This window comes from Corynebacterium tuberculostearicum (assembly GCF_032821615.1).
Classification (GTDB): domain Bacteria; phylum Actinomycetota; class Actinomycetes; order Mycobacteriales; family Mycobacteriaceae; genus Corynebacterium; species Corynebacterium tuberculostearicum_H.
This window is the reverse complement of record NZ_JAVBIF010000006.1, coordinates 14,487-38,998: the sequence shown is the minus strand read 5'-3', so window position 1 is coordinate 38,998 and position 24,512 is coordinate 14,487. Positions and strand designations below refer to the sequence as shown.

Sequence of the window (24,512 nt, the reverse complement as noted above, 5' to 3'; positions counted from 1 at the left end):
CGTTAACGGTAAATAGTGGCGAAAAATAGCGTGTTTCGGGGCGTTATTTGCCGTGAACGTCAAAGGCACCCGTGGACGAAAACCGCGCCTTAGAAGCCACAATGGGAGGCAAGCCAGCCGTCGAGTTCAGATTCCGGGGCATCAGGAGCGATGGGATCCTCAGCGAACTCCTCGCCTGTGCACGCCTTGTCCTTGGCAGTAGTGAGCATGAGCGAGCAGCCATCCGGGTAATCCAGCACCACGTTGGCGGAGGCGTAGCCGGCGATCGGCTCGCCGAAGGTGCGCACGTTCTCCAGGCCGCGGAAGGTCAGGAGGGTGACTTCGGCGGAGGAGGCGGTGTCGATGGCGGCAACGAGGAGCTCCGCGTTGGTCGGGTCCTCTTTGAAAGCCTCGCGGTCGCGCTGAAATTCTTCGCTCTCGCCATAGATTCCGGTATACGCTGCGGTATCCACCATCGCAGTGTTGATACGTTTTTCGCTGGTGTTGAAAAGAATATAGGGCTTGCCCAGCAGCGCCCCGCCATAGGAGGGGCCGAGGAAGTACACGGCGGCGAGCACCGCGATAAAGACAACGGCGAAGAGTCCGCCAAAATTTTCAGTACAGTTTTCATTCTTTTCGACCTCCTGTGCGCAGCACGTAGCCGCGCAACGGTTCAACAAGGACAATGGCAAGAAGCGTGACCACCCAGCCCACCGCCAGGAAGCCGAAGGCCATGAGCAGGCGAGCGCTCACATCGACGTCGCTTTGCTCGACGTTGGAGAAGAACATCAGCGAAGCAATTCCGCCGCCGAAGAGAAAACCGAAGGAGCTCAAGGCCACGACCGGCCCCATGACGGTCAACGCCCCGGAGCGGAACTGGAAGCCGCGCGGCACGCCCATCAAATCCAGAGAGCGGATGAGCTCCTTGTCCTCGAAGATGCCGGAAACCTGACCCAGGATGATGGACATGGTGGTCAACGTGAAGCCGAAGACGAGGGTTAGTACAACGCCAGTGGAGATGTCCTTGAACACTACGTTCATCCCGGGATCTTCTTTGAGCACCGCGGCCAAGGCATCGGAGCCCAGGGGCGCGGCAACGAGGAAGCCGGCCAGGTAGCCGAAGAAGCCGATGGCAGCGCTGCGCCGCCATGCCGGGCGGGCATTGCCCGCCACGCGTTTGCAGGCCACGAAGTGCGCGGTTCCGGGGAAGAGGGAGAAGACGTGCGCGCCCAGCTGCAGGATGAAAGGCGCGATGAGATTGATGCTCATCAGCATGCCAAACATGACCGCGATGACCATCGCGGTGGGCGGGCCCGCCTTGCCCGTGAGGAACACGCCGCCGACTGCCACGATGATGAGGAAGACGATGGCGCGCCACCAGCGGTAGGCCGCGGGCATCTGGCGTTTGGCCACGCCCAGCGGGCTCACCCGCACGCGGCGCATGCCGTACAGTGCCGCGCCGATGGCCAGGAGGAAGAGCACGCCGGCCACAGCTATATATCCCCACCAGGGCAGCAGAATCTCTGTCAGGTCAATGGGCCGCATCTGGAAGTCCAGCTGGGTAAAGACCGGTGCGACGAGTAGGCTAATCAGCCCGCCGAGCACGATGCCGATCACCGCCTGGAGGCCGGTTTCCACAATTGCCATGCGCTCCACCTGGCGGGAGCTTAGGCCCAGCAGGCGCAGGGTGGCCAGGCGCTGCTCCCTGCCGGACGCACCCAGGACGGCGGCCTGGGAGGTGAGGTTAAACAGCGCGGGAAGGATGAACGCGCAGGCAAAGAGAGCCAGGGCGAACCAGGGATAGAGGAAGGCCTCCATCTCGTTGCCAAAGGCCTCCTTGAGGGCGGGCGCGGCGTCCTCGACGTGCTGGGCGCGCTCCCAAAACATCCAGGTACCACCCGCAACCAAAAAGGCGATGGCGGAACCGATGGTCAGGCTCACAATCGCCAATAGAGAGACGATGCCCGTGCCCGAGCGCGCGCGAATGGATTCGCGCTGCAGGTCATAGACCAAGGTGGCGGTGTTCATCGAATCACCCCCAGGCGGCGGTCGTCGTGAATGATGCCATCGCGAATCTCCACGCGGCGCTGCATCCAATCGGCTACCTTCGGGTCGTGCGTGACCATGACCAGGCTCGCCCCGGCCTGGCGCACGATGGTGGTGAGCATCTGCATGACCTCGTGGCCGGTGGACTGATCCAGCGCACCGGTCGGCTCGTCGGCGAAGACAACGCCTGGGTTCGCCACCAGCGCACGCGCAATGGTCACGCGCTGGGCCTGGCCACCGGAGACCTGCGCCGGGCGGCGGTCAGCCAGGCCACCCAGGCCCAGCTGATCGAGAAGCTCCATCGCGCGCCTGCGGGCCGCACCCCGCCCCATACCGTTAAGCATGGCCGGCAGCGCCACGTTATCCACGTTGCTGAGCTCCGGCAGCAGCTGACCATCCTGGAAGACGAAGCCGAAGTTGCGCAGGCGGGTGCGGGAGCGGGGGGCGTCGGAAAGCGCGGAGAGCTCCTCGTCCCCGTAACGCACGCTACCGTGCGTGGGGGTGAGCACGCCGGACATGCAGTGCAGCAGCGTGGACTTGCCGGAGCCAGACGGCCCCATGACGGCCACGAGCTCGCCCGGTTTAATGTCGAGGGAAATTCCGGCGAGCACCGGGCCGCCGCCGAAGTCCTTAGTGATGTCTGTCAGGGAAAGTGTCTGTGCCATGTCTCTCATTCCACCGTGCCGGGCCCGCGGAAAGAACAGCCCTAGCGTTGCTCTTTAAGGTAGTGCCAGCACTACCCCTGTAGTTCGGGGCGCCCGATATGCTGTGAACCGTGTTCCGAAAGAAGCCCCAACCTACCACGCACGAGCAGCAGCAGGCGCAGCAGATTGCGCAGCTCACGGCCTCGCGCCGCGCCATCGCGGACGCTTACGAGGTCGAGCGCGCCCGCATCGAGCGCGACCTGCACGACGGCGCGCAGCAATACCTCGTGGCCGCGAGCATGAAGTTGGGCGAGGCTCTTCTCGACGCCCCCGCTGACCTCACCGAGCTCCTCACCGCTGCAAAGCAGGACGTGGACCGCGGCCTGAATTCCCTGCGCGCCACGGTGCACGGTATTCACCCACAGGTGCTGCAGGATCACGGCCTGGTCGCCGCGCTTGCCGACGCCGCCTCCTCCCACGGCCCCCACGTCAGCGTCTTCGCCCCGCATCCTCTGCCTGAGCTCTCCGCCTCCGTGCTGGCCTGCGGCTATTTCTTCGGCACGGAAGCTTTGACGAATGCGGCCAAGCATGCGCCGGGCGCGCCGGTTTCGGTGCTGGTGACCTCGGACGATTCGCTGCGCATCACCGTGGTGGATGAGGGCCACGGCGGCGCACAGGTCGTCCCCGGGCACGGCCTGGCGGGGATGGCCGAGCGTCTTGCTGCCTTCGGCGGAGAAATGTCTTTGTCCTCACCGCCTGGCGGCCCGACCCGGGTGGCCGGGTCCATTCCCCTTCTTCTCGATCGCGGACAGCCAGGAGTGTAAAAGATGAGCTTAAGGATTGTGGTAGCGGATGACTCCGCCATTCTGCGCGAGGGCCTGGCCGGCCTGTTGGAGCGCCGCGGGCACTCTGTAGTGGGCCAGGCTTCCTCTGCTCCTTCGCTCGAGGCTGTGGTGGATAAACTGCGCGACGACCTGCCGGACATCGTCATCACGGACGTGCGCATGCCGCCGGGCATGGGCGACGATGGTTTGAAAGCCGCCGTGAATTTGAGAAACGCCTACCCGGGCCTGCCCGTCATGGTGCTCTCCCAGTACGTAGCCCCTGCATATGCGGTGGAGCTCTTCGACTCCCCCGAGGCCGGCACCGGCTACCTTTTGAAGGACCGTGTCTCCGAGGTGCGCGACTTCCTGGCCAGCCTGGACGTGGTGGCCCAGGGCGGCACCGTCATCGACCCCACCGTGGCTCAAGCTCTCATGAGCTCCGGACGCAGCGGCTTGGGCGAGCTCAGCCCGCGCGAGCGCGAGGTTCTCGAATTAATGTCCCGCGGCAAGTCCAACAAGGACATCGCCGCCGAGCTCGTTTTATCCGCCGCCGCGGTGGCCAAGCATGTCTCCAACATCTTCACCAAGCTTCGCTTAGACCCCAGCGAGGACAACCGCCGCGTCAAGGCGATTCTGGAGTACCTCTCCGCGCACCGTTAAAACGCGCACGCAGGCCTGCGCGGGGCCAGCGCCGTGTACGTCACTTTGACCCCATGCGCCACCAAGTATCGTCGCGGACCGCCCGCACGACGCTCACGGTAAATAGCGCGCGACCCCCATTTTCCGGCGCTATTTACCATGAACAACATCGACTCCTCACACGAACCGACGATCCAAGTGCCACAGCCAGATCCGTGGCTTGCACCTGCGTGCTCTCCGCCAAAATTCTTTCTTCAACACGACGAATCACGCGATCCTTCGCATCCAAATTCTGAGCAGTCGTGACCTAATTTTCTGGCTGGTTTGTGCTCTGATTGAGCAGGGTGTGAGTGCGTACCTTCACTAGGTTGAGATTCCATAGTCGGGCCTCATCGACCATAGCGAATTCGGTGGTGTCCTCATCCGAGATGTCGACTTCAATGGTGACAGCATTGTCTGCGGAAGAAATGACGGTGTAGTTAAGCCCCTCAAGCCTGTCAATTAAGGTAGTGACCGCTTCGCTAGTCGGGGAGACCGTGCCCGAAAGCGCAGTAGCAAAATCAACGAGCTTCTTTTCCTCGGGTACTTCACCACCACTGTCGATGAAGCAATATTGCTGAATCGGCGATCCATCCTCTACAGGGGCAATGAAAAGATCTTCCGCTGAACCAACTTTCGTAACCGTAAGCCTCCCCGTGACGTCCTCAAACGCTAGCTGCTCGCGTGGACTGCGGTTGTTGCAGGCAAAGTGAATGGTGTCGCCGTCCCTCTTGGTGATAACAATCCCTGAATCGCCAGTCATGTATTCGTAGGCGGGTTCGACACCTTCCCAATAACTATGCAGGTACTCGTTGAAAACACTCAACAAGCCTGACTTTTGTCCGGTTCGCAGACGAAAGCTTGCGCTATTGCTAACGCCATCGGTAAGACGAATGCTGTTTTCTGTCTCATTATCAATGAGTAGGAACTCAGCACCAAAGGTCTTAAGCCTCATTGCAGTGGGTGCCGTTCCTTGACGGACTGCAAATTCAAGGCTCAGGTTATATTCGCTGTGAGGCTCGAGGTCCACGCCGATACGGCTTTCTATGGTAATGCCGTCGATTTCAAGCGTGCCTTGTCGAAGCTCTGTCCGCATGCATGTAAGACTTTTCATCAAAAAATTTCCCTTTCAATTCAGATGAATGTTGAAAACGTGGTGGAGAAGACCCACCCTCGCCATAAACAGAAAGCTGTACCTTGGGCTGTACGCCACTCTAATCACGACCAAGACAGGTTCGCCTGAACTCATCTCAGTTGCCGCTGGAAATTGATGCCCCGCGCACATCCGCCGCGGATGCCAAGGACTTGGACCAAGGCATACTTTAAGCCTCGAATACAAGGGGTTTAATGCCGAAGCAGATAACCATTTGGGCTACAAGTCTGGCGAGACAAGAGCTAAAGCTGCTGGAACAGGCAGTTGCCGCAACGGGCCGAGCTCACAGTTTTTCGCCCCGCCTGGTTCCTCACGGCTCTTCTCGGACGCGGCACGCGGAGCAGCATAAGGACCTCTGCGTGACTAGGGTATGAGGCATGGAAAACGTTCAACCAACTGAAGTACCAGAAGGCGCTCAGCTCATTGATGTCCGCGAGAATGACGAGTGGGCAGTGGAGCGCGCAAAGGGCGCGACCCACATCCCGATGAGTGAGATTACGGGTCGCATCCAGGAAATCGACCCGGACAAGGATATTTACGTCATCTGCCACGCGGGCGGCCGCAGCATGCAGGTCTGCCAGTATTTGGAGCATGCGCTGGGCTGGGACACCATTAACGTCGATGGCGGCACGGATAAGTGGAAGGCTGCCGGACTTCCCATCGAAACGGATTAATTGGCCTAAACCAATCTTTTGGGATTATTATGATGGTATGGCTTCCACGAATAATTCTGTAATCCCAACGACCCTGCTCGAATCCCCGTCGTTCCAGCTGGAGCGCCTCCGCCGCCGCACCCGCGATGGCGTCGAGGCTGCCCTGCAGACCAAGCAGACGACGCTGCGCGAGTACTGGGTCCTTACCTGCCTGGTGGACGCGGATGCCGCGTCGCAGTCCTACCTCTCCGAGACCCTGGCCATTGATGCTTCTGACATGGTGCGTCTTATCGACGCCCTCGAGGACCGCGGCTGGGCCAAGCGCGAGCGCGATCCGAAGGATCGCCGCCGCCAGATCGTCGCGTCCACCAAGAAGGGCGCGAAGGTTCACAAAGACCTGGCGGAGCTTGTTGCCACTGCTGAGGACGAGGCCTTGGATGAGTCCACCAATAAGCAGCTCAAGCACCTGCGAAAGTTGGCCAAGTCCATCATTGCCGCGGACGAGGACGAGGCATAAATGGCGGGCCCCGAATCGCTCGTCCCGCAGCAGTACCTTCTAGGTAGCGCGGCGCCGCGGCCGCGTACGCTGTGGGACATCATCACCACTACCGCGGAGATGCACCCAGACGCCGCCGCGCTTGATGACGGCGAGATCATCACCTACTCCGAGCTCATCCACGAAGTCGAGCTGTGGGCCACCGAGCTGCACGCCAATGGCGTGCGCCGAGGCGATCGGATCGGCATTCGGATGACCTCCGGCAAGCGCGAGCTCTACCTCGCCATTTTGGCGACCCTGGCGGCGGGCGCGGCCTACGTGCCTGTCGACGCCGATGACCCAGACGAGCGCGCCGAGATGGTCTTCGGCGAGGCCGATATCGATGGCGTCTTTACTGATGAAGGCTTCCGCTTCCTGCGCGATTCCGCGCGCCCGGACGCCCCCGACACCTCCGCCGAGGAGCCGGCCGAGAACCCCAATGCCCCGCGCCCAGAAGACACCGCGTGGATCATTTTCACCTCCGGTTCTACCGGCAAGCCGAAGGGCGTGGCCGTGAGCCACCGTTCCGCGGCTGCCTTCGTGGATGCCGAGGCCAGCCTCTTTTTGGTCAATCACCCGCACGGGCCGCTCGGCCCGGAGGATCGTGTGCTCGCCGGGCTGTCCGTCGCCTTCGATGCCTCCTGCGAGGAAATGTGGCTGGCCTGGGGCCACGGTGGCTGCTTGGTCCCGGCGCCGCGATCTCTGGTGCGCTCCGGCATGGACTTGGGCCCGTGGCTCATCCGCCGCGATATTACCGTCGTGTCCACCGTGCCTACCTTGGCGGGCCTGTGGCCGGCCGAGGCGCTGGATAATATCCGCCTGCTCATCGTCGGCGGCGAGGCCTGCTCGCAGGAACTGGTGGACCGCCTGGCCACCGAGGACCGCGAGATGTGGAATACCTACGGCCCCACCGAGGCCACGGTCGTCGCCTGTGCGCAGCAGATGCTGCCAGGCCGGCCGGTGTCCATTGGCTTGCCGTTGAATGGGTGGGACCTGGTGGTCGTCGATAAGCAGGGCATGCCTGTGGAATTAGGCGGCGTCGGCGAGCTGGTGATCGGCGGCGTGGGACTGGCGTCCTACCTGGATCCGGCCAAGGATGCGGAGAAGTACGCCCCGCTGGAGTCGATGGGCTGGCAGCGTGCGTATCGCACCGGTGACCACGTGCGCCTGGAGGAGGACGGGCTGTACTTCGTCGGCCGCGTGGATGACCAGGTGAAAATTGGCGGGCGCCGCATCGAGCTCGGCGAAGTCGAAGCCAACGTTGCGGCCCTGGATAACGTCTATAACTCGGCCGTGGCCGTGCAGAAGACCCCGGGCGGCGAATCCGTCCTGGTGGGCTACGTTTCCCTCGAGGATGAGGCCAAGGGCTTCGATCACGAGGCCGCGCACGCCCGCCTGGCCGAAACCATGCCGGCCGCGCTCGTCCCGCGCATCTGCGTCATGGAAGAACTGCCGGTGCGTACCTCCGGCAAGGTAGATAAGAAGGCCCTTCCGTGGCCGCTGCCGGGAGTGGGCGTGGAATCGACCACGCTGACCGAGACCGAGAAGTGGCTCGCGGAGCTGTGGGTCGAAACGCTCGGCGTGTCCGTGGAAGACGAGAACGCCGACTTTTTCTCGCTCGGCGGCACCTCGCTGGCGGCCGCGACCCTCGTGGGCCATATCAGGGAGCGCTACCCCACCGTGGCCGTGCGCGACCTCTACGACCACCCGCGCTTGGGCTCGCTGGCCGAGCTCATTGCGGGAGCCGAACCGCGCCCCGCGGCTGCCGATGCCCCCATGCGCGAGGTCACCAAGGTCGGCTTCGGCACCCGCCTCGCCCAGACCCTGATTCAGATTCCCGTCATGACGCTGGCCGCCTCCAGCTGGCTGGCATGGCTCATGCTGGGTTCCACCGTGGCAGCATCGCTGGGCTTTGAGTGGGCCGCGGCCTATCCGTGGTGGCTGGTCATCGCCATGCTCATCGTCTTTGTCACCCCCGTCGGCCGCATCCCCATTGGCGGCTACGGTGCGCGTCTTATTACGGCCGGAATTAAGCCGGGCGATTACCCGCGCGGCGGTTCGACGCACCTGCGCATCTGGGCGGCCGAGCGCTGGGCTAATGCCTCCGGCGCGAGCTCACTGGCAGGTGCCACGCGCGTGAATAACTACGCCCGTACTCTTGGCGTCAAGGTCAAGCGCGGCGTGGACCTGCACTCCCTGCCGCCGGTGACCGGTCTGCTCACCCTAGGCAAGCACGCCGCCATCGAGCCCGAAGTGGACCTCTCCGGTTACTGGCTGGACGGCGATATCCTGCATGTGGGCGCCATCGACGTCAAGGAAGGTGCCCGCGTGGGTGCGCGCTCCACGCTGCTGCCTGGCACCGTGGTGGGCAAGTATGCCCACGTGGAGGCAGGCTCCACCGTCACCGGCCGCAAGAAGATCAAGGACGGCCAGCGTTGGTCCGGCTCGCCTGCCCAAAAGGTGGGTCGCTCCAAGCACCGCTTCCCATCCCATACGCCCAAGCGCCGGCCGTGGTGGGTGGCCATTTATGACGCCACCTCCGTCCTGCTGGCCATCCAACCGGTTGTAGCGCTGGCGGTAGGCGCGGCCATCGTCTTGGCCCTCGTGCATTCCACGGGCGGCGATAGCTTTGTCGGTGCGATCTTCTTCGCGCCCGTTGGCGCGCTGGCGGCCTTTGCCACCTATATGCTGCAGACTTGGCTGGGCGTGCGCATCCTCTCGCTGGGCATTAGCCCAGGCGTAGCACCCGTGCGCTCGGCCAAGGGCTGGCGCCTGTGGGCCATCGAGCGCCTCATGGACGAGGCCCGCACCAAGCTCTTCCCGCTCTATGCCTCCCAGCTGACCCCAGCGTGGCTGCGCTCGCTCGGCGCGGAGATTGGCGCCAACGTGGAAATCTCCACCGCGGTCATGATCCCCAAGCTCACCGAGGTCAAAGAAGGTGCCTTCCTGGCCGATGACACCATGATCGGCGGCTACGAGCTCGGCGGCGGCTGGATGCGCACCGGCGAGACCAAGGTGGGCAAGCGCTCCTTCGTGGGCAACTCCGGCATCACCGCGCCCGGCCGCAAGCTATCGAAGAACTCGCTGGTTGCCGTGCTTTCTTCTACCCCGAAGAAGACAAAGGCCGGCGCCAACTGGTGGGGTGCGCCGCCAGAGCGCATGCGCCGCGTGACCGTAGAGGTGGACTCCCCCGCTAACTCGGGTGAGGCGCTGACCTATAACCCGGGCTTTGCCGTTAAGGCCGCCCGCGGCGTGGTGGAAACCATGCGCCTTCTAGCGCCGATGTTTTCTGCCATGCTGCTCGCGGCAACCCTCAGCGTCTATGACTCGCTTCTCGACGCCCTCGGCTTCCCCCTCACCTGGCTCCTTTCCGGCCTCGTGCTCATGGGCATGGGTGCGGTGGCCATGGCCGTCACCGTCGCGGTGAAGTGGATCTGCGTGGGCAAGCACCGCGCGGCCGACCACCCGCTGTGGTCCGCTTTTGTCTGGCTCAACGAGCTGCAGGATACCTTCGTGGAGGTCGTCGCCGCGCCGTGGTTCTTCCAGCACACCTACGGCTCCGGCGAGATCAACCTGGGGCTGCGCGCCCTCGGCGTGGAGATCGGCCGCGGCGCGTGGATCGATTCCTACTGGTTCCCGGAAACGGACCTCATCCGCGTCGGTGAGGCCGCCACCGTGGGCCCCGGCACGGTGGTGCAAACCCACCTTTTCCAGGACCGCGTGATGAGCCTAGATACCGTCACCATCCAGGACGGCTCCACGCTGGCCGCCCATTCGGTGGCGCTGCCGGCCTCGCTCATCGGCACGGCTTCCACCGTGGGCCCCGGCTCGCTGGTCATGCGCGGCGACCGCGTGCCCACCAACGCCGTATGGCAGGGCAACCCCATCGAGCCATGGAAGCGCTAGGCCACCGGCAGTAGCCTGCGCCCTACCGCGCGAAGTCCTGGTATTTAATCATCTCGCCGGACTTGAAGTCCCAGGCCTCCACCCGGACGCGGTCTGCAAAGACCTTGACCCGCAGTCCGGTGGAGGCCTCTTCCTTTTCCTTGACGATTGTCTCATCATTATCGCCATCCGGCAGGTACTCATTGAGGATGGCGCCGGTGTTGACCACCGGGAAACCGGTGCGGCCAGCCTCGCCGGTGCCGTCGTAGCGGCGGGTTCCCCACCAGTTATTTTGGTGCAGTGAGGAGTGACTGTGGCTGCTAAACCACACGATGTTGTTGTACTTATTGACCACATTGGAAAGCGCCTCAAGGTTTTCAAAGTCATTCTGGTACCACGCCGAATGGGACATCGATACTGTCTGCGGCAGCAGCGGATGGCTAAAGACCAGCGCTGGTGTGCCCTTAGCATCCCAATACGCTAGGCGCTCATCTAGCCAGTCGAGCTGCTCCTTGCTGATGCGCTGGAACGGCTCCTTGCCGTGGCGCAGGATATCGGAATAAAACTCGGTATTTACCGAAATGAGCGGCACCCCATCCACCACTTCTTCCTTCCACGGCTTGTCCTGTCCGGAGTACTTCAGGAAGCGATCGAGGTAGGTCTTAGAGCCTTCCTTGCCATACATTTCGTGGTTGCCGATGGTCCACAATTCCTTGCCCGAATCGTGCGGCACCTCGCTGTGCGCGGCCAAGAAATCGTCCCACTGCTCCTGCGAGCCATCGTCCACCAGGTCGCCGTTGAGCACCAGCGCCCCGGCCTTGTCCTCCATGCCGTTCAACTGGCGGACCGCGTCTTTGTAGTCTTGGGGGTCGCCCTGGACGTCGGAAAGCACGTCCACGGTAGCCTGCGGCGAGCCTTGCAGCTCACCGAGCGGCTTGACGACGCCCACGTTGTCCACCGCCCACCACCAGTCATCATTGCCGTTGTTGTAGCTGAAGCTAACCTGCATATTCTTCGCGCCGGCCGGCACGTCCACGCCAATGGACTCGTGCTTGGAGAAGACGTCCTTTTCAAAGGCGGCGATTTCCTGGGCTTCCCCGCCATCGAAGGAGACCGTCACCGTGGCATTCTGCCCATCCTTTCCCTGGCGGTAATGGTGGTCGAATTCCACATTCACTCGCTGCTGCCCCGCTACAGGGATAGCCGGGCTTTCCAGCTTGGCGGTCATGGAATCGCCCTCGGCCAGGCGCTGCTGCTTGTTGTCGATGATGGCGAAAGTGTCATGCGCCTGCGTGAAATAGTGGCGCATATCGGTACCAGATGCCCAGGTCCAGTGGCGCATATCGCCAAAAGTCCAGCCCTTCCAGCGGGCCTCGCCCGAGTCCACGCCCTGCACGTCCGCGCTCCACCCCTCCGGCGCGCGGTGGGTAAACCATGCCGGGGCATCCACCCCGTCGAAGCTTTCCTGCCACAGCACCCGCGACTCAGCGCCTTCCCCCGGCTGCGCCTCGTCCCCAGCGGAGGAACCCTCGGACGAGCCCTGGGAAGACCCCCAGGAAGAGCCCAACGATGACCCCAAAGAAGAACCAAAGGAGGAACCTGGAAGCGAGGACTGGGCCGCCGCAACGGGCGCGCCTACCATTCCGGTGAGCGCCAGGACAGATGAGAAAGCACAGAGTTTATTTTTCATAATTCAATTTCTATCCGGCCTGGGCAACGAGGCGGTTACATATACGTAAACTCTTGGCAAGCACTGTATGCCTGCCAAGAGTTCTCTCCTTGGGTCCCGCGAGGATTTAGGCGTGGCGATCGAGCCAGTCCACGACGGTGTCGAGGGCCTGATCCGCAGCCGGCTCATTGAAGACCTCATGCTTCTGGCCCTCCCAGGTCACATACTCCACGTCTTCGGAAGAGATGGAGTTGTACCAATCCTGGGAGAAATACGGCGGCACGATGCCGTCCTTGGTGCCGTGCATGATGAGCGTCGGTGCGGTGAAGAGATCCGCATTGACGGCGTCATAATTCGCGATTGCCGCCAACTGCAGGGCGGTACCGGCGCTGGTCTTCTGTGCGATGAGCGGGCTCGAAGCATACTCATCCTTGACCGCCTGGCTGGTGGAGACCCCATCCGTGAACGGGTTAGAAAGCTTGATGTTCTTGCTCCACTCCGGCGATTGTGCACCGATTTCGGTGCGGTGCGGAATGAGGTTCTGCGCATAGTGCGCATTAAAGCTGGTGAGCTGAGCCAGCGGCAGGCGCTCAAAGATGGTGGGATCCAGCTTCTTCTGGGTCTCCGAAATATCATCCGGGGTGATATTCTTTCCGGCCACATTCTTGCCCGACAGGTTGAGCGGCGCGCCGCCACCGTTGGTGATGATGCCATCCACCTTGCCCGGCTCGCGGATGCCATAGGCCTCCACGGTCAGCGCGCCCATCGAGTGGCCCAGCAGCAAGGTCTTTACTCCCTGGTTTTCCTCCTTGGCCATGTCCACCACATGGTCAAAGTCATCCAGGATGTACTGGAAGTTATCGATGTGCCCCATCGGTACGCTGCCGCCCGCGGACTTGCCATGTCCGCGGTGGTCTACACGGTAGACGTTGTACCCCGCATCCAGCAGGCGCTTGGCGACGTAATCGTATCGCCCCGAGTGTTCAGAGACACCGTGCGCAAGAACCACCGCACCGCGTGGGTTGGCCACCTTCTGCTTGCGGTAGTAGATCTTGATGCCCTCGCCGTGAGCGCTGTCGAAGTAGCCTTCCTCATCGGATACCTGCTTTTCCGAGACAGTTGGGCGTCCAAGGACATCTGGTTTCTGGTCTGCCGCGGGCGCAGGTGCCGGGGCTTCCTGGGCGATTGCCCCTGCCGTGAGCGTGCCAGATACCGCAACTGGTGCCGCCAGTACTGCTGCCGCCGTCAGGCAGGCGGTTACGTACTTCTTCATCATCACTGTCCCCTCGTGGTGCTGTAGGTCATATTCTTGTTCTAGATGAGATTGAGATAACAATGATGCTAAATATTCTGAGACGGAGACCACAAATAGTTTTCGACAATGTTACCTACGGTTCCGTAACATAACCGCACGGAAATAGCCCTTTAAATTCCTCTAATTTCCGCGAAACTATTCCTCCCTATTTACCCCCTTTTGGTACCCCTAAAACGAAAAGCGGGAAACCCGGATTTACCGAGTTTCCCGCCTAATGTGCGGCTAATTTAGCTCCACCTAGTCACCAATCTGGTCACGACCACGCTTCACGATGTTCTCATCGACCTCGCCCACCAGCTCGTGGTCCTTGTTCGTGTACTCGAACTTAGACAGCACGTAGCGCATGGCGTTAATACGGGCGCGCTTCTTGTCGTTGGACTTAATGGTAATCCACGGCGACTCTTCCGTATCCGTGTAGCGGAACTGCTCTTCCTTGGCACGGGTGTAGTCATCCCACTTATCCAGCGAAGCCAAGTCCATCGGGGACAGCTTCCACTGGCGCACCGGGTCAATCTGGCGGATAGCAAAGCGGGTGCGCTGTTCCTTACGGGTGACAGAGAACCACAACTTGGTCAGGGAGATACCCGAGCCAAGAATCATATTCTCCAGCATCGGAACCTCACGAAGGAACTCCGCGTGCTGGCTTTCGGTACAAAAGCCCATCACGCGCTCCACACCGGAGCGGTTGTACCAAGAGCGGTCAAAGAAGACGATCTCGCCACCGGCCGGGAAGTGTTCAATATAGCGCTGGAAATACCACGAGGTGGACTCACGCGGCGACGGCTTCTCCAATGCCACAGTGCGAGCGCCACGCGGGTTCAGGTGCTCGTTAAAACGCTTAATGGTGCCACCCTTGCCGGCCGCATCGCGACCCTCAAAGATAATGATGTGGCGCTGGCCAGTCTCCTTGGTCCAGTTCTGCCACTTCAGCAGCTCAATCTGCAGAGCGCGCTTCACAGACTCGTACTCATCGCGAGTCATACGCTCATCATAGGGGTAATTTTCCCGCCAAGTCTGAACCGGGGAACCATCCGGCATGATCAGCGAAGGATCATCTTCATCGGTTCCATCGACGACGTAGCCGTCAGTTTTTGCCAGGTCGATCTCGGGAAGGTCGTCGTCTTTAATATCAGCCATGCATTAAGTGTAACCCGAATGTAGACATCTAGCGCGCTAAATTTTCGCAGTTACCCCTGCTCCCCGATGACCAACAAAACAAAAAGAAGGCCTACCGAAACGGTAGGCCTTCTTGCTTCAGTGAGCGCTAAAGCTCAGAACTGAAGGATGTTCTTATGCGAACATGCCGATCAGCTTGGAAGCACCCTTAGCTACATCAACCAGCGGGGATGCAACCAGGAAGAGCTGGTCGAAGACGTACTTGATCGGCTCGAAGATGCCCTCGGAGGAAGCAGCGAACTGGGAAATGAAGTCAGACATTTTGTCTCCTTAAGACTTGTTTAGGAAATGAAATTACTTGGAGGAAAGGAAATCAGCGTAGGAAGAAAGATTCTCGTTGATGCCCTTAATCGGTGCCATCTCGCCACCCAGGAACAGGTGACCGAAGCCCTGCAGGCCGCCAAGAACCTTTGCCCAGCCTTCCCAGGTGTTAACGAAGTTGTCCAGGTGAGTCTGTACGAGGGAGAGATCCATGTTTGAACTCCTAAAATAGTTCCGAAGCTATCTTGCCCCGGAGGGGGTTTGCAGTTTGCAGACACCCTCAGTGGGCGTCACAAGAAATATTTTGGCACAAGTTCAATCTAAAGCAAGTCAATTTTGCATAGGTGTCTGCACATCTAGGCGATTCGATAAGAAAAGAGCTATATCCTATAGGGGTATTGGAAAATTTTTACCTCACGGCACAATCGCCCTGAACTGCGTTTTTCGTTTGCCAAATAGTTGATTGCGTTAAATAAACTTTAACACTGTAACGCTTCGGGGTGTAGCGAACGATAGTTATGCCCGTAAACCAGTCTTCCCAAGGGAAAAAATTTTTCTAATCCAACCCGTTAAAATTACCCCTATACGGGGTCATTGGGGCGCATGGTTCGCGTGTTAAGTACCGTGGCGCTGAATTGTAAGCCTGCCTGAACAATGAATCGGGCAGTGTGCGTTGAACATGCGTACCGATTAGAAAACTACAGTGACAAGCAGATTCAGCGATTGGCCCGAGAAATTGCGATGAACTCGTATCGTATCGGCGACGCAAAGTGGTGCAGACACGCCGAAGCGCCCCGCCTCATGCGCTCTAAAGCACAGAAGCGGGGCGCTCAAAAGGGGCTAGAAGGCCGCTAAGAGCCTTGTCTGAGCCCGTCTCTAGACCTATCGGGGTTTGGACTTAGAAGCCCATGCCGCCCATAGCGTCAGCGTCCGGCATGCCGTTGTTGGCGCCGGCCGGCTCAGGCTTGTCGGCAACGACAGCCTCGGTGGTCAGGAACAGAGCTGCAATGGAAGCAGCGTTCTGCAGAGCGGAGCGGGTAACCTTTACCGGGTCGTTGATGCCAGCCTCCATGAGGTTGACGTACTCACCGGTAGCGGCGTTCAGGCCCTCGCCTGCTGGCAGGGAGGCAACCTTGTCAGCAACAACGCCTGGCTCCAGGCCAGCGTTGTGTGCAATCTGCTTCAGCGGTGCAGACAGGGCCTCGCGGACGATCTTGACGCCGGTAGCCTCGTCGCCCTTGAGGTCATCCAGGGAATCCAGGACGGAAGCAGCCTGCAGCAGCGCTACGCCGCCGCCGGCAACGATGCCTTCTTCCACGGCAGCCTTTGCGTTGCGGACTGCGTCCTCGATGCGGTGCTTGCGCTCCTTGAGCTCGACCTCGGTAGCGGCACCGACCTTGAGGACGGCAACGCCGCCGGAGAGCTTAGCCAGGCGCTCCTGCAGCTTCTCACGGTCGTAGTCGGAGTCGGAGCTTTCGATCTCGGCACGGATCTGCTTGATGCGGCCGTCGATCTGCTCCTGGGAGCCAGCACCCTGAACGATGGTGGTCTCGTCCTTGGTAACGACAACCTTGCGTGCCTGACCCAGATACTCGAGCTCGGCGGTCTCGAGGGAGAGGCCGACCTCCTCGGAGATGACCTGGCCGCCGGTGAGGATGGCCATGTCCTGCAGGGTGGCCTTGCGGCGGTCGCCGAAGCCCGGTGCCTTAACCGCAACGGACTTGAAGGTGCCGCGGATCTTGTTCACAACGAGGGTGGACAGGGCCTCGCCCTCAACGTCCTCAGCGATAATCAGCAGCGGCTTGCCGGACTGCATGACCTTCTCCAGCAGCGGAACCAGGTCCTTAATGTTGGAGATCTTGGAGGAAACCAGCAGGATGTACGGATCCTCCAGGACTGCCTCCTGACGCTCCATATCGGTAGCGAAGTAGCCGGAGATGTAGCCCTTATCAAAGCGCAGGCCCTCGGTTACCTCGAGATCAACGCCGAAGGTATTGGACTCTTCCACGGTGATAACGGAGTCCTTGTTTACGGAGCCGTTGCCCACGGTGTACATAGCCTCGGCGATCTTCTCGCCGATGGCCGGGTCAGCAGCGGAGATGCCAGCGGTGGTAGCGATCTGCTCCTGGGTTTCTACTTCCTTGGCGGAAGACAGCAGGGAGTCCACGACCTTCTTGGTTGCGGTCTCGATGCCGCGCTTGATGCCCATTGGGTTGGAACCTGCGGCTACGTTGCGCAGACCCTCGCGTACCAGAGCCTGTGCCAGCACGGTTGCGGTGGTGGTGCCGTCGCCTGCGACGTCGTCAGTCTTCTTGGCAACTTCCTTGACCAGCTCGGCGCCGATCTTCTCGTAAGCATCCTCGAGCTCGATTTCGCGAGCGATGGAAACACCGTCGTTGGTAATGGTCGGCGCGCCCCAGGACTTTTCCAGGACGACGTTGCGGCCCTTGGGGCCGAGGGTGACCTTGACGGCGTCGGCAAGCGTGTTGAGGCCGCGCTCGAGGCCGCGGCGGGCCTCTTCATCAAAAGCGATAATCTTTGCCATTGTGTTTGTGCTCCTTGGTTTATTGAGGACGACACTCACGTCTTTCTCGCTGCGGACGCCCGCGACGGCATGGCTGGTGAGTGTGAACCAACCTCAACCACAACGATGTAGATTTATCTGGCACTCATACTGTGCGAGTGCTAACGACCATTCTGGCACTCTCCTACCGCGACTGCAAGAAAAAATGGCGCCCCCGCGAAGGGACGCCATTATATAAGGAATGGATCAGGAACTAGGAGCTCTTCACCGTGCGCTTGGTCCAGCGGTAGATGAACGTCAGCGCGATAACAAAGAGGATCACGCCCACCACGGTGGCGGAGGCACCACCCTCAAAGATTTCCAGCGGGCTCTCGCCGCCAGCAGCGGCAATGATGCCGGCGTTGACCACGCCAAAGAGGGACTCACCCACGATGAGGCCGGTGGCCAGGAGGGTACCCATACGCTTGGCAAACTCCGGGTGGGATTGCTTCGCGGCCCACTTGTCATAGAAGGTGCCCAGGATGGCGCCGATGGGGATGACGATGGTCAGGGCGGCCGGTAGGTACATGCCCATGCCGGCGGCCAGCGGGGACAGCGAGTACTTATCGGTGAACTTGCGCAGGAGCTCGTCAATAATAATAAGGACAGCGCCAATGGCCATACCGATGAAGATGAGGTTCCAGTCCAACGAGCTATCGAAGATGCCGGAGGCAACGGAGGACATCAGGGCGGCCTGCGGGGCGGCCAAGGCGTCTTCGCCGGCGCCTTCCATGCCTTGGAAGCCGAAGCCATTGAGCATGACCTGCAGAATCGGCGGGATGACCAGGGAGCCGAAGACCACGCCGATGATGAGCGCTACCTGCTGCTTCCACGGAGTAGCGCCGACGAGCTGACCAGTCTTGAGGTCCTGCAGGTTGTCATTGGAAATGGTGGCAATGCCAAAGACGATGGCCGCGGTGAAGAGCGTATAGGCCACCAAAGACAAAGGATCCGCAGTGGTGCCGCGGGTGACGGCCGCGATGAGCAGCGAGGCGGCGAGCACGGCGATGATGCCGATGGAGGAAATGGGCGAGTTAGACGCACCAATCAGGCCAGCCATGTAGCCGCACACGGAGGCGATAATCAGACCTACCAGCAGGGTAAAGAGGACGGAGACGGTGATGAGCACGGCCATGTGGTCGTGAATATCGGTACCGCGTACGAAGTCCCACAACAGCAACGCGATAGGCACCATGAACGCCACGATGGTGGTGGCGACATAAGGGAAGGGAATATCGCGCTCGGTGACATCCACGGTGGAGCCGGACTTGCGGGCGCGCGAGGAGGCTAGGGACTGGCGGATGCCCACAGCAATGGGAGCGGCGATCTTCAGCAGGGTCCAAATGGCGGCAATGGCCATGGTGCCCACGCCGATGAAGCGGATGTCATCGGAGAAGGTGGTATCGACGACGTCGGCAAGCGCGGTGGCGCCCGTAATATCGCCGGTGGTGAAAATGGGCAGCAAAATGAAGTAGGAAATCACCACGCCAACCAGCATGGCAATGCCTACCGGCAGGCCCACCAGGTGGCCCACGCCGATAAGCGCGGTGGACAGGCTGGTGCCCAGGGTGGTCGCGCCGGCGCCGAGCTTGAAATAGGCGGTGACCTCGGAGGCGGCGGCCTTCATTGCGGTCAGCAGCGCCATGACGGCCGAGGTAATGCCGCCGGCGACGATGACGCGCAGGCCCTTGGCATTTTCTTCCTGGCTGGTGCCAGACGCATTCTCATCGCCCACCTTGAGGACCTCGGCCGCGGCCACGCCCTCCGGGTAGGGCAGATCGGAGCCGGTGACCAAAGCGCGGCGCAGCGGGATGGAATACATCACGCCCAGCACGCCGCCGATGATGCACACGCCGGCCGTCTGCACGAAGCCAAAGCCCTGCCAGTACCCCACCATCACCAGGCCCGGGAGGACAAAGATGATGGCGGACAAGGTGCCCGCGGCAGAGGCGATGGTCTGCACAATGTTGTTTTCTTTAATGTTGTGGCCCTTGAACCGGCGCAGCACCGCCATGGAAATCACGGCGGCCGGGATGGAGGTAGCAAAGGTCAAGCCCACCTTCAGCCCCAAGTAGACGTTGGCGGCGGTGAAGATGAGGGTAATCAGGCCGCCGATGATGATGCCGCGCAGAGTCAGCTCGGGCAGGGAGGCCTTGGAACCTGCGGCGGATGATGCGTTCGCCATGCCAGGTCCTTTCTATTCTCGGCTATGAAAGTTTCTTGTTTCACCCACGCAGCGGTCTACAGCGGGCCGCGGCCAGCTACGTCCGTTTCTATCTGTTTGGTACCGGTTTCTTTCCTCGGTTTGAGTCCGAACGGACAGAATCCGCACAGGGTGGAATGAAAAAAAATTTTAGTTCACCACCCCAGCGTTTTCCTATTCCGGTTGCTCTATAGCTTGGGGCGGGCGGGTACCGTAGAGAACATGACTGCACTTAATGAAAGCATTCGCAACGATCGCGAGACCATTTTCCGCCAGCTCAGCGAGCTCGTGGCCTTTAATTCCGTCCACGACGAGGAAGGTTTGGAGGATCAGACCAAGGGCGCAAGCCAGTGGGTTAAGTCCTCACTGGAAGAGGCCGGAGTGAGCGTGGAAACCATCACCACGGCCGATGGCTCCACGGCCATCTTGGGTGAGCGCAAGGGCGACGAGGGCGCCAAGACGGTGCTGCTGTACTCCCACTATGACGTGGTGCCGGCCGGCAACCGCGAGGCTTGGGAATCCGATCCGTTCACCCTGACCGAGCGCGCGGCCGCCGATGGCTCCACCCGCTGGTACGGCCGCGGCGCCGCCGACTGCAAGGGCAATGTGGCCATGCACTTGGCCGCCCTGCGCGCGGTGGACAATAACGGCGGCACCAAGGTGAACCTGAAGTACCTCATCGAGGGCTCCGAGGAGCGCGGCGGCGAGGGCCTGTCCCAGCTCATCAAGGATCGCCCGGAGCTTTTTGCTGCCGACGCCATCCTCATCGCCGATGCGGGTAACGCCGCTGTGGGCCAGCCGACCTTGACCACGTCCCTGCGCGGCGGCGCGCAGATTGGCGTGCAGGTCGATACCTTGGCCTCCGCCGTGCACTCCGGCCAGTTTGGCGGCGCGGCACCGGATGCTGCCAAGGCCCTGATGCGCGCCATCGACTCCCTGTCCGATGAGTACGGCCGCACCGTTATCGATGGCGTAGATACCGCCGCCGAGTGGTCCGGCCAAGAGTACCCAGCCGAGGCCTTCCGCGCCGATGCGCAGCTACTGGATGGCACCAAGATCATGGGCGAGGACGACCCGGCCGGTGCCACCCCGGTGGCCAACATGGTCTGGTCCCGCCCGGCCATTACCGTGACCGGCTTTACCTCCACTCCGGTGGCAGAGGCCGTCAACGCCGTGCCCGCCACCGCTTCCGCGCAGCTCAACCTGCGCGTTCCAGCCGGCGCCGATGCCGCCGCGATTGCCGACGCCGTCTGTGATCACCTCCGTGCCCACACCCCATGGGGCGCCCACGTGAAGGCCGAGGTGCTCGAGGCCAATGCCGGCTTCTCCACCGATCCGGAAAAGCCCGCCGCCGCGCTACTGGGCGAGTGCCTCACCGAGGCCTACGGCACGGATACCGCCGCACAGGGCATGGGCGGCTCCATCCCGCTGACCACCGAGCTGCAAGAGGCTCACCCGAACGCGGAGATCGCTCTCTACGGGGTGGAGGAGCCAAAGTGCACCATCCATTCGGCCAATGAGTCCGTCGATCCCACCGAGATCGAAAACATCGCTGCCGCAGAAGCGCTCTTCTTGCAGCGCTACGCCTAAGGGCTCACCCCTCCCGGCCGCCGCTTCGGTTTAGCGGCTTGCCGCCAACTCCCCGCGTCCCGAACCGATGGGATGCGGGGTTTATTTCTGTCCTAAATCGGCCCGAAATAGCGGCATATAATACAGTGCATAAAATTATTCCTTTCAAAGCCGTGGAAAAACTGATAAAGTGGTAAAAGTTGGCCCCGCGCTCGGCCATGTTGCTTGCACTGTGTCGCCGCGGCGTACTCAGCGGCGCGCGGCTCGTGAATGTTCTCGCTTCTCGTCAGCTGTGTTCTCGTGTGTGTGTGCTCGTGGTATTCGCGGCAGCGGGGTATAAGAACGTGACACAACCATAAGGAGCGTAGTAACCAACGTGCTAGTACTTCTGGGTGCTCTTATCGCCGCCTCCGTGGTCGCGCCGCTGCTCATCATGCGAATGGGTCGCCCGGCTTTTGGAATTTTGGCACTGGTTCCCAGCGCAGGCTTCGTATGGACTCTCGTGCATTTCCTGCGCGGTACCTTCACAGACGGCGGCGCGGTCGAACGCACCGTGGAGTGGATGCCGTCCGCCAACCTGAGTTTTAGTCTCCGCTTGGACGGATTGGGCGCGCTATTTAGCCTCATTATCTTGGGCATGGGCGCGCTGGTGCTGGTGTATTGCTGGGGCTATTTTGATGGCACGCGGCGCCGCCTAGCCATGTTCGCCGCACAAATGGTGGGCTTTGCCACCGCCATGTTTGGCCTGGTGGCCGCGGATAATTTCCTGCTAATGTACGTGTTCTGGGAGATTACCTCCATACTGTCCTACCTTTTGGTCAGCTACTACGCGGAGCGTGCCTCTTCCCGCCGCGCCGCGCAGCAGGCACTCATGGTCACCGCACTGGGCGGGCTGTCCATGCTCATGGGCATCATCCTGCTCGGACGCCAGACCGGAGCGTGGACCTTTAACGATATCGCCGCCTATCAGCACTTTGCCCAGACGCCATTTGTCACGGTCGCCATCGTGCTCATCTTGGCGGGCGCGCTAACGAAGTCCGCAATCGCGCCGGCACACTTCTGGTTGCCGGGTGCGATGGCGGCGCCGACTCCGGTCTCCGCTTATCTCCACTCCGCCGCGATGGTAAAGGCGGGCATCTACCTAGTCGCACGCCTCGCGCCATCGATGTATGAGGTTGCCACCTGGCACGTGGTGGTTATCTCCCTTGGCGTATTTACCATGCTGCTGGGTGGCTGGATGGCGCTCAAGCAGCGCGACCTGAAGCTGGTGCTGGCCTATGGCACCGTCTCCCAGTTGGGCTTTATTACCTCCATCGCAGCTGTGGGTTCGCGCGAGGCCATGCAAGCCGCACTCGCGCTGACCTTTGCGCACTCGCTCTTTAAGGCCGCGCTCTTCATGGTCGTTGGCGCCATCGACCACTGCTCGGGCACGAGGGATATCACCAAGCTATCCGGCCTGGGGCGCAAGGAGCCCTTCCTCTTCGGCATCGCTATCATCTCTGGCCTGTCCATGGCTGGCGTCCCACCGCTCTTTGGCTTCGTGGCCAAGGAGGCCGTGCTGGAAGCCACCATGCACGAGGAGCTACTGGCCGGCATGCCGCGCAATATGATGCTGGTGGCCTATGTCCTCGGCTCTATCCTCACCATGGCCTATACCCTGCGCTTTTTGTGGGGCGCCTTCGCTACCAAGCCGGAGGTTAATGGCACGGAGCCGGCAGAGGCCGTCGCCAAGATGCATCCCGTCACCATGGGGCTGTGGCTCTCCCCTGCCCTACTCACCGCCCTAACCGTGGTGCTGGGTGTATTCCCCAAGCCGCTCTCGGCGGCCTTTGACCAGCACCTCAACTCCACCTTCGGCCCGAAGGAGCATAGTGAGTTGGCGCTGTGGCATGGCTTTAGCGTGGCGCTGGGCCTTTCCATGCTCATTATTGTGGGCGGTATTGTCATGCACTGGCAGCGCCAAGTCCTAGTCAAGTGGCAATTCCCCTACCCTGCACTGGGCAATGCGGATGATGCCTATGATTCGGTCATCGCTCTTCTGCGCCAGCTCTCGCTGCGCACGACGGCAACCACGCAGCGCGGCTCCCTGCAGCTGAACCTCACGGTCATCTTTGCCACCTTGATGTTGCTGCCGGTAGCCATGCTCATCAAGGGCGACCTCACCGATATTCGGATGATTGTGGCGGAAAATCCCTGGCAGATCGTGGCCGCCGTCATCATTATGGTGGCCGCGGTGGCCGCCACGGTCACCGCTAACCGCCTGTCCGCCGTCATCATCGTAGGCGTGACCGGTTATACACTCGCCTTTATCTTTGCGCTCCACGGTGCACCAGATCTTGCGCTAACCCAGCTGCTGACGGAGACCATCGTGATGGTTATCTTCATGCTGGTCCTGCGCCGCATGCCCGCTTCCGCCGAGTGGAAGCAAGACCCCAAGATGGGCCGCCTGCGCGCGTGGCTATCGGTGGGCACGGGCCTGACGGTCACCGTGGTTGCGATGTTTGCCATCAACGCCCGCCAGTCCAAGCCCATTTCCGAGTTCATGCCGGATCTAGCCAAGGAGATTGGGCACGGCGCCAATACCGTCAACGTCTTACTGGTAGACCTGCGCGCGTGGGATACCTTTGGCGAAATCACGGTCATCATCATTGCCGCGCTGGGCGTAGTCTCACTGATTTATCGCACCCAATCCTTCGGCCGCGAAAGCCGCCGCCCCACCCTTAGGGTGACCGGCCGACGCTGGCTGGCCGCCGGGGTGGAATCGGAGCAGGCACTCAACCGCTCGCTGATGATTGACGTCTCCACCCGCGTGCTCTTCCCGTCCATGGTGGCGCTGTCCTTCTACTTCTTCTTCGCCGGCCACAATGCACCGGGTGGCGGCTTTGCCGGCGGCCTCGTCGCCGCGCTGGCGCTCATCCTGCGCTACCTGGCCGGCGGGCGCGCAGAGTTGGAAGAGACCCTGCCTATCGACGCCGGCCGCACCATGGGCACCGGCCTCTTCTTGTCCGCACTGGCCGCAGTGACCCCCATGTTCTTTGGCCACCCACCGCTTACCAGCGGGTACACCTCGCCGGAGATTCCGCTCATCGGCAAGGTTTCGCTGCCTTCGGCGTTGGTCTTCGATGCGGGCGTCTACCTCATCGTCGTGGGCCTTACGCTCTACATCCTGAATTCCTTGGGTGCCAAGTTGGATGAGGAAGAGGAAATGCGTAAGCAGCGCGCCCGCGATCGCGCCCGCTCGCTGGCCCGGCAGCAACGCCAACGCACCGCCAAGCAAAAGGCGCAACGGGCGCAACGCAAGGAAAAGAAACAAGCCGCCACAGCAAGCACAGCCGCGACAACAGGAAAGGAGAAATAAA

General features: G+C 61.3%; 18 protein-coding genes. 7 read left to right on the top strand and 11 right to left on the bottom strand.

The window, feature by feature from the left end; genetic code table 11:
- Positions 1 to 89: 89 nt before the first annotated feature.
- Genes RAE09_RS06260 through RAE09_RS06250 form a run of 3 tightly spaced genes read right to left on the bottom strand, consistent with a single transcriptional unit; the run spans position 90 to position 2,690 of the window.
- Complete coding sequence (locus tag RAE09_RS06260) at positions 90 to 665, bottom strand: S41 family peptidase (RefSeq protein WP_316981236.1); 576 nt, start codon at positions 663 to 665, stop codon at positions 90 to 92.
- Positions 607 to 2,007, bottom strand: coding sequence for an FtsX-like permease family protein (locus RAE09_RS06255; protein WP_316981235.1), 1,401 nt, complete (start codon positions 2,005 to 2,007; stop codon positions 607 to 609). Before RAE09_RS06255 ends, RAE09_RS06260 begins: the two co-directional genes overlap by 59 nt.
- Complete coding sequence (locus RAE09_RS06250; protein WP_070587140.1) at positions 2,004 to 2,690, bottom strand: ABC transporter ATP-binding protein; 687 nt, start codon at positions 2,688 to 2,690, stop codon at positions 2,004 to 2,006. The genes RAE09_RS06255 and RAE09_RS06250 overlap by 4 nt, the downstream gene beginning before the upstream one ends.
- Before the next feature lie 110 nt (positions 2,691 to 2,800).
- Between RAE09_RS06250 and RAE09_RS06245 the strand changes: the two genes are divergently transcribed.
- Positions 2,801 to 3,493 carry a sensor histidine kinase gene (locus RAE09_RS06245; RefSeq protein WP_005325646.1) on the top strand — a complete coding sequence of 231 codons (693 nt, stop codon included), beginning with the start codon at positions 2,801 to 2,803 and terminating at the stop codon, positions 3,491 to 3,493.
- 3 nt (positions 3,494 to 3,496) lie between these two features.
- On the top strand, positions 3,497 to 4,153 hold the full coding sequence (locus tag RAE09_RS06240) for a LuxR C-terminal-related transcriptional regulator (protein ID WP_005325645.1): 657 nt from the start codon (positions 3,497 to 3,499) through the stop codon (positions 4,151 to 4,153).
- Between the two features lie 286 nt (positions 4,154 to 4,439).
- Here RAE09_RS06240 and RAE09_RS06235 read toward each other — a convergent pair whose 3' ends face one another.
- Entirely contained in the window at positions 4,440 to 5,267 is an 828-nt protein-coding gene (locus RAE09_RS06235) for a hypothetical protein (RefSeq protein WP_316981234.1), read from the bottom strand.
- A 434-nt stretch (positions 5,268 to 5,701) separates the two neighbouring features.
- On the opposite strand from RAE09_RS06235, the gene RAE09_RS06230 reads away from it, so the two are divergent.
- From RAE09_RS06230 to RAE09_RS06220, 3 genes are read left to right on the top strand one after another with little or no spacing between them, the layout of a single operon-like run.
- Positions 5,702 to 5,998 carry a rhodanese-like domain-containing protein gene (locus tag RAE09_RS06230; RefSeq protein ID WP_302258658.1) on the top strand — a complete coding sequence of 99 codons (297 nt, stop codon included), beginning with the start codon at positions 5,702 to 5,704 and terminating at the stop codon, positions 5,996 to 5,998.
- A gap of 37 nt (positions 5,999 to 6,035) precedes the next feature.
- Positions 6,036 to 6,494 (top strand): MarR family winged helix-turn-helix transcriptional regulator, encoded by a 459-nt coding sequence (locus RAE09_RS06225; protein ID WP_316981233.1) that lies wholly within the window; start codon positions 6,036 to 6,038, stop codon positions 6,492 to 6,494.
- Positions 6,495 to 10,418: a Pls/PosA family non-ribosomal peptide synthetase gene (locus RAE09_RS06220; RefSeq protein WP_316981232.1), complete on the top strand. Its 3,924-nt coding sequence runs from the start codon at positions 6,495 to 6,497 to the stop codon at positions 10,416 to 10,418.
- 22 nt (positions 10,419 to 10,440) lie between these two features.
- Here RAE09_RS06220 and RAE09_RS06215 read toward each other — a convergent pair whose 3' ends face one another.
- The 7 genes from RAE09_RS06215 to RAE09_RS06185 all read right to left on the bottom strand — a co-directional run bounded on the left by RAE09_RS06215 (position 10,441) and on the right by RAE09_RS06185 (position 19,566).
- A complete protein-coding gene (locus RAE09_RS06215) occupies positions 10,441 to 12,087 on the bottom strand; it encodes a metallophosphoesterase family protein (RefSeq protein WP_316981231.1) in 1,647 nt (548 codons plus the stop codon).
- A 106-nt stretch (positions 12,088 to 12,193) separates the two neighbouring features.
- Positions 12,194 to 13,342, bottom strand: a complete 1,149-nt coding sequence (locus RAE09_RS06210; RefSeq protein ID WP_316981230.1) for an alpha/beta hydrolase — start codon at positions 13,340 to 13,342, stop codon at positions 12,194 to 12,196.
- A 276-nt stretch (positions 13,343 to 13,618) separates the two neighbouring features.
- Positions 13,619 to 14,518 carry a polyphosphate kinase 2 gene (gene ppk2, locus RAE09_RS06205; RefSeq protein ID WP_023019951.1) on the bottom strand — a complete coding sequence of 300 codons (900 nt, stop codon included), beginning with the start codon at positions 14,516 to 14,518 and terminating at the stop codon, positions 13,619 to 13,621.
- Between the two features lie 153 nt (positions 14,519 to 14,671).
- A complete protein-coding gene (locus tag RAE09_RS06200; RefSeq protein ID WP_179387008.1) occupies positions 14,672 to 14,818 on the bottom strand; it encodes a hypothetical protein in 147 nt (48 codons plus the stop codon).
- Between the two features lie 33 nt (positions 14,819 to 14,851).
- Positions 14,852 to 15,031, bottom strand: a complete 180-nt coding sequence (locus RAE09_RS06195; protein WP_250410826.1) for a hypothetical protein — start codon at positions 15,029 to 15,031, stop codon at positions 14,852 to 14,854.
- Positions 15,032 to 15,716: 685 nt separating this feature from the next.
- On the bottom strand, positions 15,717 to 17,363 hold the full coding sequence (gene groL, locus RAE09_RS06190) for a chaperonin GroEL (protein ID WP_200435714.1): 1,647 nt from the start codon (positions 17,361 to 17,363) through the stop codon (positions 15,717 to 15,719).
- 232 nt (positions 17,364 to 17,595) lie between these two features.
- On the bottom strand, positions 17,596 to 19,566 hold the full coding sequence (locus RAE09_RS06185; RefSeq protein WP_316981229.1) for an OPT family oligopeptide transporter: 1,971 nt from the start codon (positions 19,564 to 19,566) through the stop codon (positions 17,596 to 17,598).
- Between the two features lie 240 nt (positions 19,567 to 19,806).
- Between RAE09_RS06185 and RAE09_RS06180 the strand changes: the two genes are divergently transcribed.
- Positions 19,807 to 21,174: a dipeptidase gene (locus RAE09_RS06180; protein ID WP_316981228.1), complete on the top strand. Its 1,368-nt coding sequence runs from the start codon at positions 19,807 to 19,809 to the stop codon at positions 21,172 to 21,174.
- A 355-nt stretch (positions 21,175 to 21,529) separates the two neighbouring features.
- Positions 21,530 to 24,511: a Na+/H+ antiporter subunit A gene (locus RAE09_RS06175; RefSeq protein WP_316981227.1), complete on the top strand. Its 2,982-nt coding sequence runs from the start codon at positions 21,530 to 21,532 to the stop codon at positions 24,509 to 24,511.
- Position 24,512: the final 1 nt, after the last annotated feature.

Coding starts and splice junctions, on each gene's coding strand:
- RAE09_RS06235 (WP_316981234.1), bottom strand. CDS start 5,267: ATGCGGACAGAGCTTCGACAAGGCACGCTTGAAATCGACGGCATTACC.
- ppk2 (WP_023019951.1), bottom strand. CDS start 14,518: ATGGCTGATATTAAAGACGACGACCTTCCCGAGATCGACCTGGCAAAA.
- RAE09_RS06185 (WP_316981229.1), bottom strand. CDS start 19,566: ATGGCGAACGCATCATCCGCCGCAGGTTCCAAGGCCTCCCTGCCCGAG.
- RAE09_RS06180 (WP_316981228.1), top strand. CDS start 19,807: ATGACTGCACTTAATGAAAGCATTCGCAACGATCGCGAGACCATTTTC.
- RAE09_RS06220 (WP_316981232.1), top strand. CDS start 6,495: ATGGCGGGCCCCGAATCGCTCGTCCCGCAGCAGTACCTTCTAGGTAGC.
- RAE09_RS06195 (WP_250410826.1), bottom strand. CDS start 15,031: ATGGATCTCTCCCTCGTACAGACTCACCTGGACAACTTCGTTAACACC.
- RAE09_RS06255 (WP_316981235.1), bottom strand. CDS start 2,007: ATGAACACCGCCACCTTGGTCTATGACCTGCAGCGCGAATCCATTCGC.
- RAE09_RS06210 (WP_316981230.1), bottom strand. CDS start 13,342: ATGATGAAGAAGTACGTAACCGCCTGCCTGACGGCGGCAGCAGTACTG.
- RAE09_RS06250 (WP_070587140.1), bottom strand. CDS start 2,690: ATGGCACAGACACTTTCCCTGACAGACATCACTAAGGACTTCGGCGGC.
- groL (WP_200435714.1), bottom strand. CDS start 17,363: ATGGCAAAGATTATCGCTTTTGATGAAGAGGCCCGCCGCGGCCTCGAG.
- RAE09_RS06230 (WP_302258658.1), top strand. CDS start 5,702: ATGGAAAACGTTCAACCAACTGAAGTACCAGAAGGCGCTCAGCTCATT.
- RAE09_RS06240 (WP_005325645.1), top strand. CDS start 3,497: ATGAGCTTAAGGATTGTGGTAGCGGATGACTCCGCCATTCTGCGCGAG.
- RAE09_RS06200 (WP_179387008.1), bottom strand. CDS start 14,818: ATGTCTGACTTCATTTCCCAGTTCGCTGCTTCCTCCGAGGGCATCTTC.
- RAE09_RS06215 (WP_316981231.1), bottom strand. CDS start 12,087: ATGAAAAATAAACTCTGTGCTTTCTCATCTGTCCTGGCGCTCACCGGA.
- RAE09_RS06225 (WP_316981233.1), top strand. CDS start 6,036: ATGGCTTCCACGAATAATTCTGTAATCCCAACGACCCTGCTCGAATCC.